Source organism: Massilia sp. NP310 (assembly GCF_019443485.1).
GTDB lineage: Bacteria > Pseudomonadota > Gammaproteobacteria > Burkholderiales > Burkholderiaceae_D > Telluria > Telluria timonae.
The window spans coordinates 4,426,323-4,439,919 of the sequence record NZ_CP080379.1 but is presented as its reverse complement, the minus strand read 5'-3'; the positions used below and the strand labels follow the sequence as shown (position 1 = coordinate 4,439,919).

Here is a 13,597-nt window from a genome sequence, read left to right as displayed (position 1 = left end):
CCTTCTCATCAGGCTAGCTAAGCGACAACGGGATTGATCGAGCGCAACCCCCCTGTGCCAATATAACTTGAGACACCTACCCGATTAATTTAGAGTACAGCGGTAGGTCCCCAACATGCACAGCCGAAAGCATCAAATTAGCACTCCTGTAGACCCAGGAGTCCAGCAGCACCGACGGCCCGTCCCGATCCCGAGGTCGTTCCCGCCGCCAAGCGCCGCACCTTTTCCAACGCCGAGAAGCTGCGCATCCTTGCCGCTGCCGACGCCTGCACGGCCCCTGGCGACATCGGTGCCTTGCTGCGCCGCGAAGGCATCTATTCGTCTCATCTGGCCACCTGGCGCAAGCAACGCCAGGCCGCTGCGGCGTCCCAGGTCCTCGAGCGCAAGCGTGGCCCGAAGGTCGACCCAACTGCCGCTCAGGACCGCAAAGTGCGCGACCTGGAAGCCGAGGTTGCGCGCCTGCGCGATAAGTTGGCCAAGGCCGACCTGATCATCGACGTCCAAAAAAAACTTTCCACCCTGCTGGGGCTGAGTACCGCCGACACTCCGAGCGAGCCGAAGTGATCAGCGCCGCCGATCACCTGGCTGGCGAAGTTGGCGTGGCCGCAGCCTGCCGCGCGTTGCAGCTGCCGCGCAGCGCGCTGTATCGTCATCGCACCGCGCAACGGGTTTGTTCATTACCGCCCGTGACGCCGGCTGTGCCGGCCCGACGTCCACCGCTCGCGTTGTCCGAGCATGAGCGGCGCGTCGTGCTGGAGGTGCTCAACAGCCCGCGCTTTGCCAACTGTGCGCCGGCCGCCATCCACGCCCAACTGCTCGACGAGGGTCGCTACGTGGCGTCGGTCCGCACGATGTACCGCCTGCTGCAAGGCTGTGCTGCCGTGCGTGACCGTCGCAACCAGCTGCGCCATCCGGAGTACACCAAGCCGGAACTGCTGGCCGTTGCGCCGAACCAGGTGTGGAGCTGGGACATTACCAAACTCAAGGGGCCGGTCCGGGGCACCTGCTTCCACCTGTACGTCATTCTCGACATCTTCAGCCGTTACGTTGTCGGCTGGATGGTGGCCGAGCAGGAGACCGCCGAACTGGCCGAACAGCTGATCGCCGACAGCGCCGCAAAAGAAAACATTCCGCCCGGTACGCTGACCTTGCATGCCGACCGCGGCAGCAGCATGCGCTCCAAGCCGGTGGCTACACTGCTGTGTGATCTGGGCATCGCCAAATCGCACAGCCGCCCTTACGTGTCGGATGACAACCCGTATTCCGAGGCGCAATTCAAGACCTTGAAGTACCAGTCCGGCTTCCCGGCGCGCTTTGGTTCGCTCGCTGACGCACGCGCCCACTGCGCCACCTTCTTCACCTGGTACAACCAGCAGCACCGCCATTCCGGCATCGGGATGATGACTCCTGAAAGCGTCCATACCGGCCGTGCCGCCGAGATTCGCAAGCTGCGTCAGGCAACCCTGGAGAACGCTTACCGGCGCACGCCAAGCCGCTTCAAGCACCGCGTACCGCGACAGCCCAAGCTGCCGACAGCAGCGTGGATCAACCCGCCAGCCACGGAGAAAAAAGCCGCCTGAACAGGAAATTTAGACTCTCACGATTCCACCAGGTGTTTCAAATTCATTGGCACGTTCCGCACGGCTGATGCGCCGGACCAGCCTGGCCGAAGGACTGGCAGGCCGTTCCTTGTTGCTCCATTCAGATAATGGCAGCGCCATGAAAGGGGCGACCATGTTGGCCACCCTGGAGCAACTTGGTGTGGCGCCGTCGTTCAGCAGGCCGCGTGTGAGCAACGACAATGCCTATGCCGAATCGCTATTCCGCACCTGCAAATACCAGCCAGACTACCCGAGAAAACCGTTTGCGAGCCTGGAGCAAGCGCAGGCATGGACGCAGAAATTCGTGCGCTGGTACAACCAGGAGCACAAGCACAGTGGCCTGAAATTCGTGACGCCAGCACAGCGTCACAACGGCCAGGACACGGCGATTCTGAAACGCCGGGAGCAGGTTTATGACGATGCCCGCAACCGCCATCCGCAGCTCTGGTCGCGGGGATTAGGAACTGGACACTGGAGAGTCAGGTCTGGTTGAATCCGGAAAGGATTCGGCCAGAAGCAGTACAGTGCGCCGCTTGAGTTGACGCGACAACTACGTTGACAAACGCCGGATACGCCTCTGGCACATCAAGAATACGTCAGGACGCATTCGTTCTTCTTCGACATTAGAAACCATATTATCGGGTTCTCTAGTGTATGGAGTTTAAATTCGAGGTATTCACTAGAATCCTCTTCAAGAGTGGCTGCAAGCCGACGGTTGGCGGCGCATCCGTGAAGCAGTCTTCCTACGCCTACGGGCCAACGGTTGCAGCTTCCTGTTCCGCAGATTATTAACGCGCCCAACCAGCCTCGCCGATCCAGCGTAACGCTGCCAGCGAGGGCATGAACAGGTACTCGCCGCCCTTGAGCTGGTTGAACGTAGTCACGCCGTCCAACCGGCGCCGCACTGGCGACTGCGGCAGCGTGAAACTGCCAGGCGTCTCGTGCAGGCCGACGATAGCGTCGCGCTCCGTGCCCAAGTCGATGAAATTGCCGCGGTTGATCCATTCCTGTTGAAGAAACTCGATGGTGTCATAGGCACGTGCACTGATGAAGATGAAGAAGATGCCGCGCTCGCTCCGTGCATCGTCTGCCGCCGTTACCTCGCGACTCCATTTGGGGCCGAAGGTCGAGGACCGCCGGATAATGCGGTGGATGTTCACATCGGTCAGGATCGTCAGCCTGCTGTCGCGCGGATTCAGGCGCCGCATGTGGGACGCATGCGGGCAGACCAGGCCGCGCGGATCCGTCGAAAAATCGAAATCGTTGTTGCGGTTCGGGTCGGCGCCCAGTGCCGGATCGTCGCGCCCCGGCGCCAGGATCAGTGGCGCCCCGCTACGCCAGCGGCCGACCAGCTTAGCAGCAAGCAGCTCTTCGTCAGATTCACTGGCCGCCTGGCTACGCACGAAGTCGTTAAACGCGCCCACCTGACTGGCGTACTTGCGCAGCACCACGAAAGAACCATTGCGTCCTAACTCGGGCGGATTGGGCATCGCCACTGGCGCCCCGGTCTCGCTGTTTTCGCCGAGGATGAATTCACCGGCCGCGATCGCGCGCTCCTGGCCCGGTAGCGCATCGACGCCGCTGCCTTCAACGGCAGGCTGCGAAATTGAGTCGCGAAAGCCGAAGGGGTTTTTGGCATCGGCATCGGCGCCGAATGCGTGGGTGCCGACCAAGGTCACGCCGTGCGAGCGCGCCAGTTCGCCCATGGCCTTGGCGCGCGCCGTTTCGAGCGCGGCTTCGTCGCGCGCATAGATCGTCAGCGCCAGGTGGCAGGCGCCGGGGCGAAACGCTTCATCCCAGTGTTCGGGCGCATTGTCCTCGACGTCCCGCAACTGCTCTGCGCGTGCTGCCATGCCTTGTTGGAAAGGTAAGGGAAAACTCGCCAGCGATGATCCCGGCAGGCCCAGTGCCTTCAGGCCCTGGAAGCTGAGCGCGGCGCCTGTCCAGGCGTCGCGGTCGTCGGTCCAGTCGGCTGCGGAAGGGATGTGGGCGGCGAGGCGGCGGATCAGGTCGCGCCCTCCTTCCGCATCGTCGAAATGCAGCATCGCGTGAATGCCGACGTAGGGTTCCGGACGGGAACGCAGGATCAAGGCCTGGATGTCGTCCAGTGGCAGCGTCACCCGTTCGCGCTGGAAGCGCGCTTTTAGATCGTTGAGCAGGCTCATGTCAGTAATCCACCCCTTCCGGCTGCGAGATCGCGGCTGTGAGCGTGTCCAGCGCCATGCGTGTCGTCTCGCTCGCAGGAGGGTGCGCGGCCATGACGTCGAAGAAGATGTTCAGCGCCTTTTCCATACGCTGGTAGCGGCGGGTATCGACCACGGTCACCTGCGGATTGGCGACGAACCAGCCAGCGGCGTCGATCTGGTGCGATGCGATGAAGTCCTTCACCTGCGGACTGGCGATCCCAGGCCAGCCTTCCACGTTCGCGAACAACAGGTCCATCAATTCCGGAATCTTGGTCGCAAAATCGTTGATATAGCTGTCCCAGTCGCCGTCATAAGTGGTGGCAAACAGGATGCGGGTATCGTTGTCGAAGAAGACGAAGCGCATGTCGTGCAAGGTGGAGACGCGCTGCGCGCCATCCATATTGCCGTTGGTGAGATCGAAGATGCGACGCAGCCGGTCGGCACCGCCCGGCTTGAGCGGTGCAATGGCCGTCAGCTCGGAAACGTTGCCGGACTGTTTGCCCGCCCGCCCAGCCGATCTGGCGCTGCCTTTCAGGTCGGGATTGTGTTTGCGTACCATCGCTTCCAGTGCGATCTTTGCCAAGTGCGGGGCGTCGTGCGCCACCGCATCAATGCGGCGCCTGATTTCCTCCAGCCAGGTTTCATCGTCGAGGCGTGGGTCGGTGGTCTTGTCGATCATATCATGGGCTCCTTAGTCTGGAATGTCGGAAAGCTGCGATGGCTCGGTGCGCGGACGCGCATTCATCGCATGGCGATACGCGCTCGAACGTTCGTAGGCCGCGCGCCGGATGCGCATGATGCCGCCCAGCGGACGATGGGCCTGAATGCCATTCCAAGGATTGAAGGAAAGGACATCGTCGCCATACACTTGGCGCTGCGGCGTCGCAGTCGGTTGCGGAGGGAAGCGCAGCGTGGCGATAGGGCAGTGTGGCGAACGCTCCTCGCTCCATCGTACGGCGGCGTCTTCGACCGGCATCGCCGTCAGATCGACGCACAACTGCGCCGACAGTTCGTATTCGGCGCCATGCTCGGCAAAGAAGGCGCTGACGGCGTCGCGCATGCAGGCATCATGCACCTCTGTCAGAGGCTGCCCTGTTAACGTACGCACCTCCGCAGACTTGGGCGCGAGCGCGAGCTTGGCAATGTAGTCGCCAAAGCGGATCGCCGCCTGCGTGTGGTAAGTCTCGCCGAGCGGATGGTAATTATCGCGCGCCAATCCTTCGAGCGTTGCGCCTGGTTCCATACCCAGTGCCTGCACTAGCTCTTTCGCGCCACGCGCGGTGCCAGCCACCAGCCGTTGGAAGGTATCCGGCGCATGTGAATTGGCTTCGAGCAGCGCTAGCATCTGCTTGTACTTGGGGATGGTGCCGAAGGCGAGCACCGGAAAGTTCACCATCAGGAAGTCTTGGTTGGCGCCAGCAATGCCGGGCGACAGGCGCTCGCCCTCCACGCCCATCACCTTGAGCGCAAAGCCGCGCGGTGCCGGAATCTTGTCGGAGTGGATGTCGCCGGGTGCCGAGGATAGGCGCGCGACAACGTGGTAGCTGCGCGCCTCGGCGAAAATCCCCTGACGCAGCTCGGGCGGCAAATTCGCATGCACCGCTAGTTCGCCAATCAGCAGGCCATTGGACTTGGCATGGGCGTCGCGGACTGCGTGACGGTGACGCTCGAAGGCGCAGCGGTTGGCGGCCGCCATCTGTTCAACGATCTGGTCTGTCAGGTGTGCTTCGTCTTCAGAAACCGTTTCTACATCAGGGGCATAGGGCAAAGGACGCACAGCGACACTCCTTAAAAAGTTGCATTAAAAGCATCATGAAAGTGTATGTTAGGAGATAATTTGTTGCAGTGCAACCGAGTGAACACTCTATCGTAAAGCTTGACGCAACTGCTGCCTGATCTTTCGGACCTCGTTTGTTGATTCATCTATTGGGCTTTGTTGAATAAATCGGGCGCGGGCCGAGCTGACGCATTTTCTAGTCAGTCTTACAACACTGGGACCGTAATCGGAGTGCCCAGCCGAGTGAAGCGATTTAGGACAGCTGCTCACACCTGTAACTCGGCCACTTGATGGTCAAAGTCGCGTGCCATCACGCGCTCACCCAGCAGCTTGAAGCATCGCATATTGGTCTCGACAAGACTTCGTCGATAGTAGCCGCTCCATTTCTTCCAGATCGCCCGGCCCAGCTTGCGCGTCGCGTACAGGATGTCGTTAGGCGCTCTTAATGAGTAAGCGACGATCTTGCACTAACCGTCGCGCTAACTAGCGCTCACTAACTTTGAAGATGCAATCTTTCTGAATCGTCCCGAATTCTGAGCTGCTCCATTGCTCAGGGGAATAGAGTCATGAAGACGCAACTCAAGTATTCGCCCAAAGTCATCCAACGCGCCGTGTGCATGGTCAGCGAGACCGCCAACGAGTACAGCTCGCAGTGGACTGCGATCGAATCCATCGCAGACGAAATCGGCTGCGTACCTGAAACGCTGCGTCGCTGGGTATGCCAGTAAGGGTGACGTTTGTGCTACAACGCTTGGCATTACCAAGGGCAGCAACGAACCACGTGCAGCGCTCGATAGCTTTTCGCCAGTACTTGTAATGTACTGCGGCCGCCAACTCGGACCAGTGCGCGCGCCCGCGTGAGGGCGATTACCGAAGTGGCACTGGCATCCCGCTGCGGCGCAGGCATACAAGCTGTCTTATACAGCGGATCTGGGGCAAGAATGGGGATGTCGAGGATTTGCTAGTTCAGCTTGAGACGGTTGTAGAGCAAAGCCGCACACACACACCCTAAAGAAACCTCAAGTAGGAACATCTGCAGTATTGGCCGGCTTTACTATCCGCATGACGCTAGCCCTAGAAATACCAAAGGTGCGCGCCAGGGCGCTGATCGAAGCGCCGGCCTGGTGTTGTCTCGCCATTGCAGAGCGCTGCTCGTCGGTAGTGCTGGCTGGGCGCCCCAGCGTCTTCCCTTCTGCTTTTGCCCGGGCCAAGCCAGACTGGGTTCGCTCAACCAGCAGGTCGCGCTCCATTTCAGCCACAGCCGCGAGCATAGTTAGCATCAACTTGCCCGCAGCGCTGGTAAGGTCCAGCTTCCCTAGTTGCAGGACGATGACCTGGATGCGGCGCGCTGTTAGGGCCTTGATAGTGGCGCCGACGTCCTGAGCATCACGGCCAAGGCGATCCAGCTTTGTCACTACTAGGGTCTCATCGTCTCGGATCTGTCCGAGCATCTTGGCGAACTGCGGACGCAGTAGCGCTGAGACCTTCCCCGACACGCCCTCGTCAGCATACCAGTAATTAACCTCATAGCCGGCCGTCTCAATCTCACGTCGCTGATTCTCTGTCGTCTGTTCTTTGGTGCTGACTCGCCCATAGCCAAAAATTGCCATCTTCCCATCTCTCCGTTATGCAACAGTGCTCGATCCTGTTCAATAACGCTAATTTTACATTTGAACATGCTCATGTCATTTTCAGAAGACGACTGCACCAATTGACGGGGCGTAACGCCAGGTGTGCAGTCGGCTCCTGACCACGCAATATCAGAAGTCATCTGCACCAATCTCGACTATGCTCAATACTCGTGTGCACCAAAGCGAGGTGTGAGCATGGCGTCAGACACATTACCAATTGCCGAGCAGGGCGTGGCCACCCTGCCCGATGCGGCATGGGCACAGGCCCGGCACCGGACCGAAATCATCGGGCCGCTGGCAGCGCTTGAAGTGGTTGGGCATGAAGCCGCCGATGCCGCTGCTCAAGCGCTGGGCCTATCCAGGCGGCAGGTGTATGTCCTGATCCGGCGTGCCCGGCAAGGTGCTGGGTTTGTGACGGACCTGGTTCCCGGCCAGTCCGGCGGCGGAAAAGGCAAGGGACGCTTGCCGGAATCAGTTGAGCGCATCATCCGCGAGTTGCTGCAAAAGCGCTTCCTGACCAAGCAGAAGCGTAGCCTGGCGGCGTTCCACCGCGAGGTCGCGCAGGCTTGCAAAGCGCAAAAGCTACGGGTGCCGGCGCGCAACACTTTGGCCCTGCGGATCGCCGGCCTCGACCCGCTCAAGGCCACTCGCCGCCGGGAAGGTCAGGATGCGTCCCGCAGCCTGCAAGGTGTCGGTGGTGAGCCTCCCGCCGTGACCGCGCCACTGGAACAAGTGCAGATTGATCACACGGTCATCGACCTGATCGTGGTGGACGAGCGCGACCGGCAACCGATTGGCCGTCCGTATCTGACCATCGCCATCGACGTGTTTACCCGCTGCGTGCTCGGCATGGTCGTCACGCTGGAAGCGCCGTCATCTGTTTCGGTCGGCCTGTGCCTTGTGCATGTCGCCTGCGACAAGCGTCCCTGGCTGGAGGGTCTGAATATAGAAATGGATTGGCCGATGAGCGGCAAGCCCAGGCTGCTCTACTTGGACAACGCGGCCGAGTTCAAGAGCGAGGCGCTGCGCCGTGGCTGCGAGCAGCACGGCATCCGGTTGGACTATCGTCCGCCAGGGCAGCCGCACTACGGCGGCATCGTGGAACGGATCATCGGTACGGCGATGCAGATGATCCACGATGAATTGCCAGGGACGACCTTCTCCAACCCTGACCAGCGCGGGGACTACGATTCCGAAAACAAGGCCGCCCTGACATTGCGTGAGCTGGAGCGCTGGCTCACGTTGGCGGTGGGCACCTATCACGGCTCTGTGCACAACGGCCTGCTTCAGCCGCCGGCGGCGCGCTGGTCAGAAGCCGTGGCGCGTGTCGGTGTACCGGCTGTCGTCACCCGCGCCTTGGCTTTTTTGGTCGATTTCCTGCCCATCATTCGCCGTACTCTGACTCGCACCGGCTTTGTCATCGACCACATTCACTACTACGCCGATGCGCTCAAACCGTGGATCGCACGACGCGACCGCTTGCCCGCTTTCCTGATCCGGCGCGACCCGCGTGACATCAGCCGTATCTGGGTGCTGGAACCGGAGGGGCAGCATTACCTGGAAATCCCCTACCGTACCTTGTCGCACCCGGCTGTCACCCTCTGGGAACAACGGCAGGCGCTGACGAAATTGCGGCAGCAGGGACGCGAACAGGTGGATGAGTCGGCGCTGTTCCGCATGATCGGGCAGATGCGCGAGATCGTGACCACCGCACAGAAGGCCACGCGCAAGGCGCGGCGCGACGCGGATCGACGCCAGCACCTCAAGGCATCGCCTCCGCCGGACAAGCCGATTCCGCCGAAAACGGACGTTGCTGATCCGCAGGCAGACAACCTGCCTCCGGCCAAACCGTTCGACCAGATCGAGGAGTGGTAGCCGTGGACGAATATCCCATCATCGACTTGTCACACCTGCTGCCAGCGGCACAGGGGCTGGCTCGGCTGCCGGCGGACGAGCGCATCCAGCGCCTTCGCGCCGACCGCTGGATCGGCTACCCGCGCGCGGTCGAGGCGCTGAACCGGCTGGAAACCCTGTATGCGTGGCCAAACAAGCAACGCATGCCCAACCTGCTGCTGGTTGGCCCGACCAACAACGGCAAGTCGATGATCATCGAGAAATTCCGGCGCACGCATCCGGCCAGCTCCGACGCGGACCAGGAACACATGCCGGTGCTGGTCGTGCAGATGCCGTCCGAACCGTCGGTGATCCGCTTCTACGTCGCGCTACTTGCCGCGATGGGGGCACCATTGCGCCCGCGCCCACGGCTGCCGGAAATGGAGCAACTGGCGCTGGCACTGCTGCGCAAGGTCGGCGTGCGCATGCTGGTGATCGACGAGCTGCACAACGTCTTGGCCGGCAACAGCGTCAACCGGCGGGAATTTCTCAACCTGCTGCGCTTCCTCGGCAATGAGCTGCGCATCCCATTGGTCGGGGTCGGCACGCGCGACGCCTACCTGGCCATCCGCTCGGATGACCAATTGGAAAACCGCTTCGAGCCCATGATGCTGCCGGTGTGGGAGGCCAACGACGATTGCTGCTCACTGCTGGCCAGCTTCGCCGCTTCGCTTCCATTGCGGCGACCCTCGTCGATTGCCACGCTGGACATGGCCCGCTACCTGCTCACACGCAGCGAGGGCACCATCGGCGAACTGGCGCACTTGCTGATGGCGGCGGCCCTCGTCGCCGTGGAGAGCGGCGAGGAAGCGATCAACCACCGCACGCTCAGCATGGCCGATTACACCGGCCCAAGCGAGCGGCGTCGGCAATTCGAGCGGGAACTGATGTGAAGCCAGCGCCACGCTGGCCGCTGCATCCGGCTCCCAAGGAAGGCGAAGCCTTGTCTTCATGGCTCAACCGCGTGGCCCTTTGCTATCACATGGAGGTGTCCGACCTGCTGGAGCACGATCTTGGTCACGGCCAGGTTGATGACCTGGATACCGCGCCACCACTGTCGCTGCTGATGATGCTCTTCCAGCGGAGCGGTATCGAGCTGGATCGGCTGCGCTGCATGAGTTTCGCCGGCTGGGTGCCTTGGCTACTGGACAGCCTTGATGATCAGATTCCAGCCGCATTGGAAACCTATGCGTTCCAGCTCTCGGTACTGCTGCCGAGACTCCGCCGTAAGACGCGATCCATCACGAGCTGGCGTGCCTGGCTGCCCACCCAACCGATACACCGCGCCTGTCCGCTCTGCCTGAACGATCCGGAGAACCAAGCCGTACTGCTCGCGTGGAAGCTGCCCCTGATGCTGAGCTGCCCACTGCATGGCTGCTGGCTGGAATCCTATTGGGGCGTGCCAGGGCGGTTTCTCGGCTGGGAGAACGCCGACGCCGAACCGCGCACTGCCAGCGACGCGATTGCGGCGATGGACCAGCGTACCTGGCAGGCACTGACGACCGGCCACGTGGAGTTGCCGCGCCGACGCATCCACGCCGGATTGTGGTTTAGGCTGCTACGCACGCTGCTCGATGAGCTGAACACCCCGCTTTCGACGTGCGGCACCTACGCGGGGTATCTCCGCCAAATCTGGGAATGCTGCGGGCATCCGCTGCGTGCTGGGCAAAGTCTGTGGCGACCGTATGAAACCCTGAACCCGGCAGTACGGTTGCAGATGCTGGAGGCGGCGGCAACGGCAATCAGCTTGATTGAGGTGAGGGATATAAGCCCGCCAGGCGAGCACGCAAAGCTATTCTGGTCCGAGCCCCAAACCGGGTTCACCAGTGGCCTGCCGGCGAAAGCGCCGAAGCCCGAACCCGTCGATCACTGGCAGCGTGCAATCCAGGCCATTGATGAGGCCATCATTGAAGCACGACACAACCCCGAGACGGCACGCTCGCTGTTCGCGTTGGCTTCCTATGGTCGGCGCGACCCCGCTTCCTTGGAACAGTTGCGCGCCACCTTCGCGAAGGAAGGCATCCCCCCGGAATTTCTGTCACATTATGAGCCTAGCCTACCCTTTGCATGCCTTAGACAGAATGACGGGTTAAGTGACAAATTTTGACGTGCAGAGCTTCCCGATGCAAACTGTCACATAATCGAACGTATATGTGACAGGTACAAGATGCTGATTGGCTACATGCGAGTATCGAAGGCGGATGGCTCCCAGGCGACGGACTTGCAGCGCGATGCGCTGGTCGCGGCCGGTGTTGATCCGGCGCATCTCTATGAAGACCAAGCGTCCGGAAAACGCGAGGATCGTCCCGGTCTGGCGAGCTGTCTGAAGGCACTACGGCCAGGCGACACGTTGGTCGTTTGGAAACTGGATCGGCTCGGGCGCGACCTGCGCCATCTGATCAATACCGTCCATGACCTGACCGGACGCGGCATCGGCCTCAAGGTGCTGACCGGGCACGGCGCGGCCATTGACACCACGACCGCCGCCGGCAAGCTGGTCTTCGGTATCTTCGCCGCGCTGGCCGAGTTCGAGCGCGAGTTGATCGCCGAGCGCACCGTGGCGGGCCTGGCCTCAGCACGGGCACGCGGCCGGAAAGGCGGCCGGCCGTTCAAGATGACCGCCGCCAAGCTGCGGCTGGCGATGGCGGCAATGGGGCAGTCAGAGACCAAGGTCGGCGACCTGTGCCAGGAACTTGGCATCACGCGGCAGACCCTGTATCGGCATATTTCACCCAAGGGCGAGCTACGTCCAGATGGCGAGAAGCTACTCAGCCGAATTTGATGCCGACATGAGGCGACGTAGCGAAAGCGTGGTTTGTCTCAATTTGACGGCGGCGAACCGCAAGCGTTCGGTTCGCCGCTCGTTTCGGTCGCAGTGCTGGCCCGCGCCTGGAAACGTTGATAACACTCCAGCCCGCAGAAGTGCTCGACGTACTCCGCGCCTTCCGGTGTGAAGGCGGCATCGAGCGGAATTTCCTTGCAGCACACGCAGCAACTGGTGGCGGTCGGATCATTTGCATTCATGGTGGCACCCCTCCATTGACTGACGAAGACGGCGAATGCCGCCGCCGGCATCGGCTTTGCGAACAGAAAGCCTTGCCCGCGCTCGAACGCTTGGGCCCTCCGCCGTAGTCCATCCATCCGGCCGGGAAGCGCTCATGATCTTTCCCTGAATGCCCGCAACGCCCGCGCCAGTGACAGAAGAAACAGGCCGGTCAAACCGAGCGCCGTGATGACCCAATACTCGACAAGGAATGCACCGGCGGTTGTGCCGGCCAGCACGGCAGCGAGGATGGACAGGTGGCAGGGGCAAGTCAGCACGGCCAGCGTGCCCCACAGGTAGCCGGTGAACGGTTTGTGCGTCTCGGCCGGCATGCGCTCGGGGCTGTTCATGGCAAACTCTCCGCATGCTGTGCCGGCGCGGTCGGCATGGCGGCCAACTGCACTTCCAGATTGGCCAACGCTTCGCGCCGGCGTTCGACGAACTGACGCAGCACAGCAAGCTGCGCGGCAGTTTCATCGCAGTTCGCCGCATCCAGCGCCCGGCACAGCCGCGCCAATGCGCCGAGGCCGATGCCCGCCTCGAAGGCGGCCCGCACGAAGCACAGTCGCTGCAAGGCGGCGTCATCGAACAGGCCGTAGCCACCCGTGGTGCAGGCGACTGGCCGCAGCAATCCGCGCAGCAGGTAGTCGCGCACGATATGCACGCTCACCCCGGCATCAAGGGCCAGCCGGGACACCGTGTAGGCGTTCATCGAACACCTCCTTTTGGTCGGTTCACGGCAATGCATATACCGTTTCGCCGAGTTCAATCCGCGCGCTGCGAATCCGATGCCGGTGCCGTAGAACATTGGGTCGATATCCGATCACGGTGTCCTAGATGACATGGTCTGCAACAGATGTCGATTAAACTCCTGGCCCAAGCCGAAAGCCTCGTGGACACTGACGATCGCCAATCCTTCCAATCCTTGATGCTTGGAGGCCCAGTCTTCCGCCGTCGGGACAGATGCAAAGAAATGTACATGGCAACAGAAGGACTGACGAACGTCGGCTGCTTCCTGCGGCAATACCAAGGACACCGCCATGCCGGCAGGTTCGACAGCCTGTATCTCGCTGGGTGAAACCGTGAGTGAAACGGGTGCTCCGGTTGCAGCGCAATGCGATGAGACGCGAGCTGTACGGCCGATCAGCGCCGGAAATATCAAGGTGTCCAGCGCGCACCAGGCATACAGACGGCGGTCGTCAATTTCAAAGACATACGAAGTCTCGCGCAAGGTGAGGCCGTAGCCGATGATGTTCCCATCTTTGTCATATTCGGTACTGGTGGCCTGTTCGAGTACGGCGGCCACTCGCTCAGCGGGCCAGTCGAGAATCCCGGCAAGTGTCGTTCGTGAAACCGGACGCCCCTTGGCGAGTTCCCGCAGTAGCGGGACCAAGAGATCCGCAGTACCATTGGTACGATTGACCGAAGTGAGACGTTCTAAAATATATGGGGCGAGCTTCATGGTT

General features: G+C 61.5%; 11 protein-coding genes and 5 pseudogenes. 7 read left to right on the top strand and 9 right to left on the bottom strand.

All coding sequences use genetic code 11. From position 1 onward, the window contains the following. Positions 1-174 precede the first annotated feature (174 nt). Positions 175-1,580, top strand: a pseudogene (locus KY496_RS19505) (IS3 family transposase); the annotation flags it as partial. Between the two features lie 37 nt (positions 1,581-1,617). After that, positions 1,618-2,138: pseudogene (locus tag KY496_RS19500) on the top strand (transposase); the annotation flags it as partial. A gap of 251 nt (positions 2,139-2,389) precedes the next feature. Here the strand turns inward: KY496_RS19500 and KY496_RS19495 are convergent. The 4 genes and pseudogenes from KY496_RS19495 to KY496_RS19480 all read right to left on the bottom strand — a co-directional run. Then, positions 2,390-3,766, bottom strand: coding sequence for a Dyp-type peroxidase (locus tag KY496_RS19495; RefSeq protein ID WP_219862033.1), 1,377 nt, complete (start codon positions 3,764-3,766; stop codon positions 2,390-2,392). A 1-nt stretch (position 3,767) separates the two neighbouring features. Then, positions 3,768-4,466, bottom strand: a complete 699-nt coding sequence (locus KY496_RS19490; RefSeq protein WP_219862032.1) for a hypothetical protein — start codon at positions 4,464-4,466, stop codon at positions 3,768-3,770. 12 nt (positions 4,467-4,478) lie between these two features. Next, on the bottom strand, positions 4,479-5,564 hold the full coding sequence (locus tag KY496_RS19485; protein ID WP_219862030.1) for a catalase family protein: 1,086 nt from the start codon (positions 5,562-5,564) through the stop codon (positions 4,479-4,481). Between the two features lie 266 nt (positions 5,565-5,830). Then, positions 5,831-5,998 (bottom strand): annotated as a pseudogene (locus KY496_RS19480) (IS5/IS1182 family transposase); the annotation flags it as partial. A 132-nt stretch (positions 5,999-6,130) separates the two neighbouring features. On the opposite strand from KY496_RS19480, the pseudogene KY496_RS19475 reads away from it, so the two are divergent. Then, positions 6,131-6,289 (top strand): annotated as a pseudogene (locus tag KY496_RS19475) (IS3 family transposase); the annotation flags it as partial. Between the two features lie 294 nt (positions 6,290-6,583). Here the strand turns inward: KY496_RS19475 and KY496_RS19470 are convergent. Continuing rightward, on the bottom strand, positions 6,584-7,174 hold the full coding sequence (locus tag KY496_RS19470; RefSeq protein WP_109345554.1) for a recombinase family protein: 591 nt from the start codon (positions 7,172-7,174) through the stop codon (positions 6,584-6,586). Between the two features lie 216 nt (positions 7,175-7,390). Between KY496_RS19470 and KY496_RS19465 the strand changes: the two genes are divergently transcribed. The 4 genes from KY496_RS19465 to KY496_RS19450 are packed head-to-tail and all read left to right on the top strand — an operon-like array spanning position 7,391 to position 11,870. Then, entirely contained in the window at positions 7,391-9,070 is a 1,680-nt protein-coding gene (locus tag KY496_RS19465) for a Mu transposase C-terminal domain-containing protein (protein ID WP_003830788.1), read from the top strand. 2 nt (positions 9,071-9,072) lie between these two features. Further along, positions 9,073-9,981, top strand: a complete 909-nt coding sequence (locus tag KY496_RS19460) for a TniB family NTP-binding protein (protein ID WP_003830789.1) — start codon at positions 9,073-9,075, stop codon at positions 9,979-9,981. After that, complete coding sequence (locus KY496_RS19455; RefSeq protein WP_005413389.1) at positions 9,978-11,195, top strand: TniQ family protein; 1,218 nt, start codon at positions 9,978-9,980, stop codon at positions 11,193-11,195. The genes KY496_RS19460 and KY496_RS19455 overlap by 4 nt, the downstream gene beginning before the upstream one ends. A gap of 60 nt (positions 11,196-11,255) precedes the next feature. Beyond that, entirely contained in the window at positions 11,256-11,870 is a 615-nt protein-coding gene (locus KY496_RS19450; protein ID WP_010981357.1) for a recombinase family protein, read from the top strand. 38 nt (positions 11,871-11,908) lie between these two features. Here KY496_RS19450 and KY496_RS19445 read toward each other — a convergent pair. The 4 genes and pseudogenes from KY496_RS19445 to merB all read right to left on the bottom strand — a co-directional run. Next, a pseudogene (locus KY496_RS19445) lies at positions 11,909-12,196 on the bottom strand (DUF3330 domain-containing protein); the annotation flags it as partial. A gap of 48 nt (positions 12,197-12,244) precedes the next feature. Then, positions 12,245-12,481 carry a broad-spectrum mercury transporter MerE gene (merE, locus tag KY496_RS19440; protein ID WP_005413392.1) on the bottom strand — a complete coding sequence of 79 codons (237 nt, stop codon included), beginning with the start codon at positions 12,479-12,481 and terminating at the stop codon, positions 12,245-12,247. Further along, positions 12,478-12,843 carry a mercury resistance co-regulator MerD gene (gene merD / locus KY496_RS19435; RefSeq protein WP_000995361.1) on the bottom strand — a complete coding sequence of 122 codons (366 nt, stop codon included), beginning with the start codon at positions 12,841-12,843 and terminating at the stop codon, positions 12,478-12,480. The genes merE and merD overlap by 4 nt, the downstream gene beginning before the upstream one ends. Positions 12,844-12,954: 111 nt before the next feature. Next, complete coding sequence (merB, locus tag KY496_RS19430) at positions 12,955-13,593, bottom strand: organomercurial lyase MerB (RefSeq protein WP_000761850.1); 639 nt, start codon at positions 13,591-13,593, stop codon at positions 12,955-12,957. Between the last annotated feature and the right edge of the window lie 4 nt (positions 13,594-13,597).

Excerpts from the sequence above, each read along its gene's own strand:
- KY496_RS19490 (WP_219862032.1), bottom strand. The coding sequence starts at position 4,466 with ATGATCGACAAGACCACCGACCCACGCCTCGACGATGAAACCTGGCTG.
- KY496_RS19470 (WP_109345554.1), bottom strand. The coding sequence starts at position 7,174 with ATGGCAATTTTTGGCTATGGGCGAGTCAGCACCAAAGAACAGACGACA.
- merE (WP_005413392.1), bottom strand. The coding sequence starts at position 12,481 with ATGAACAGCCCCGAGCGCATGCCGGCCGAGACGCACAAACCGTTCACC.
- KY496_RS19450 (WP_010981357.1), top strand. The coding sequence starts at position 11,256 with ATGCTGATTGGCTACATGCGAGTATCGAAGGCGGATGGCTCCCAGGCG.
- merD (WP_000995361.1), bottom strand. The coding sequence starts at position 12,843 with ATGAACGCCTACACGGTGTCCCGGCTGGCCCTTGATGCCGGGGTGAGC.
- KY496_RS19495 (WP_219862033.1), bottom strand. The coding sequence starts at position 3,766 with ATGAGCCTGCTCAACGATCTAAAAGCGCGCTTCCAGCGCGAACGGGTG.
- merB (WP_000761850.1), bottom strand. The coding sequence starts at position 13,593 with ATGAAGCTCGCCCCATATATTTTAGAACGTCTCACTTCGGTCAATCGT.
- KY496_RS19465 (WP_003830788.1), top strand. The coding sequence starts at position 7,391 with ATGGCGTCAGACACATTACCAATTGCCGAGCAGGGCGTGGCCACCCTG.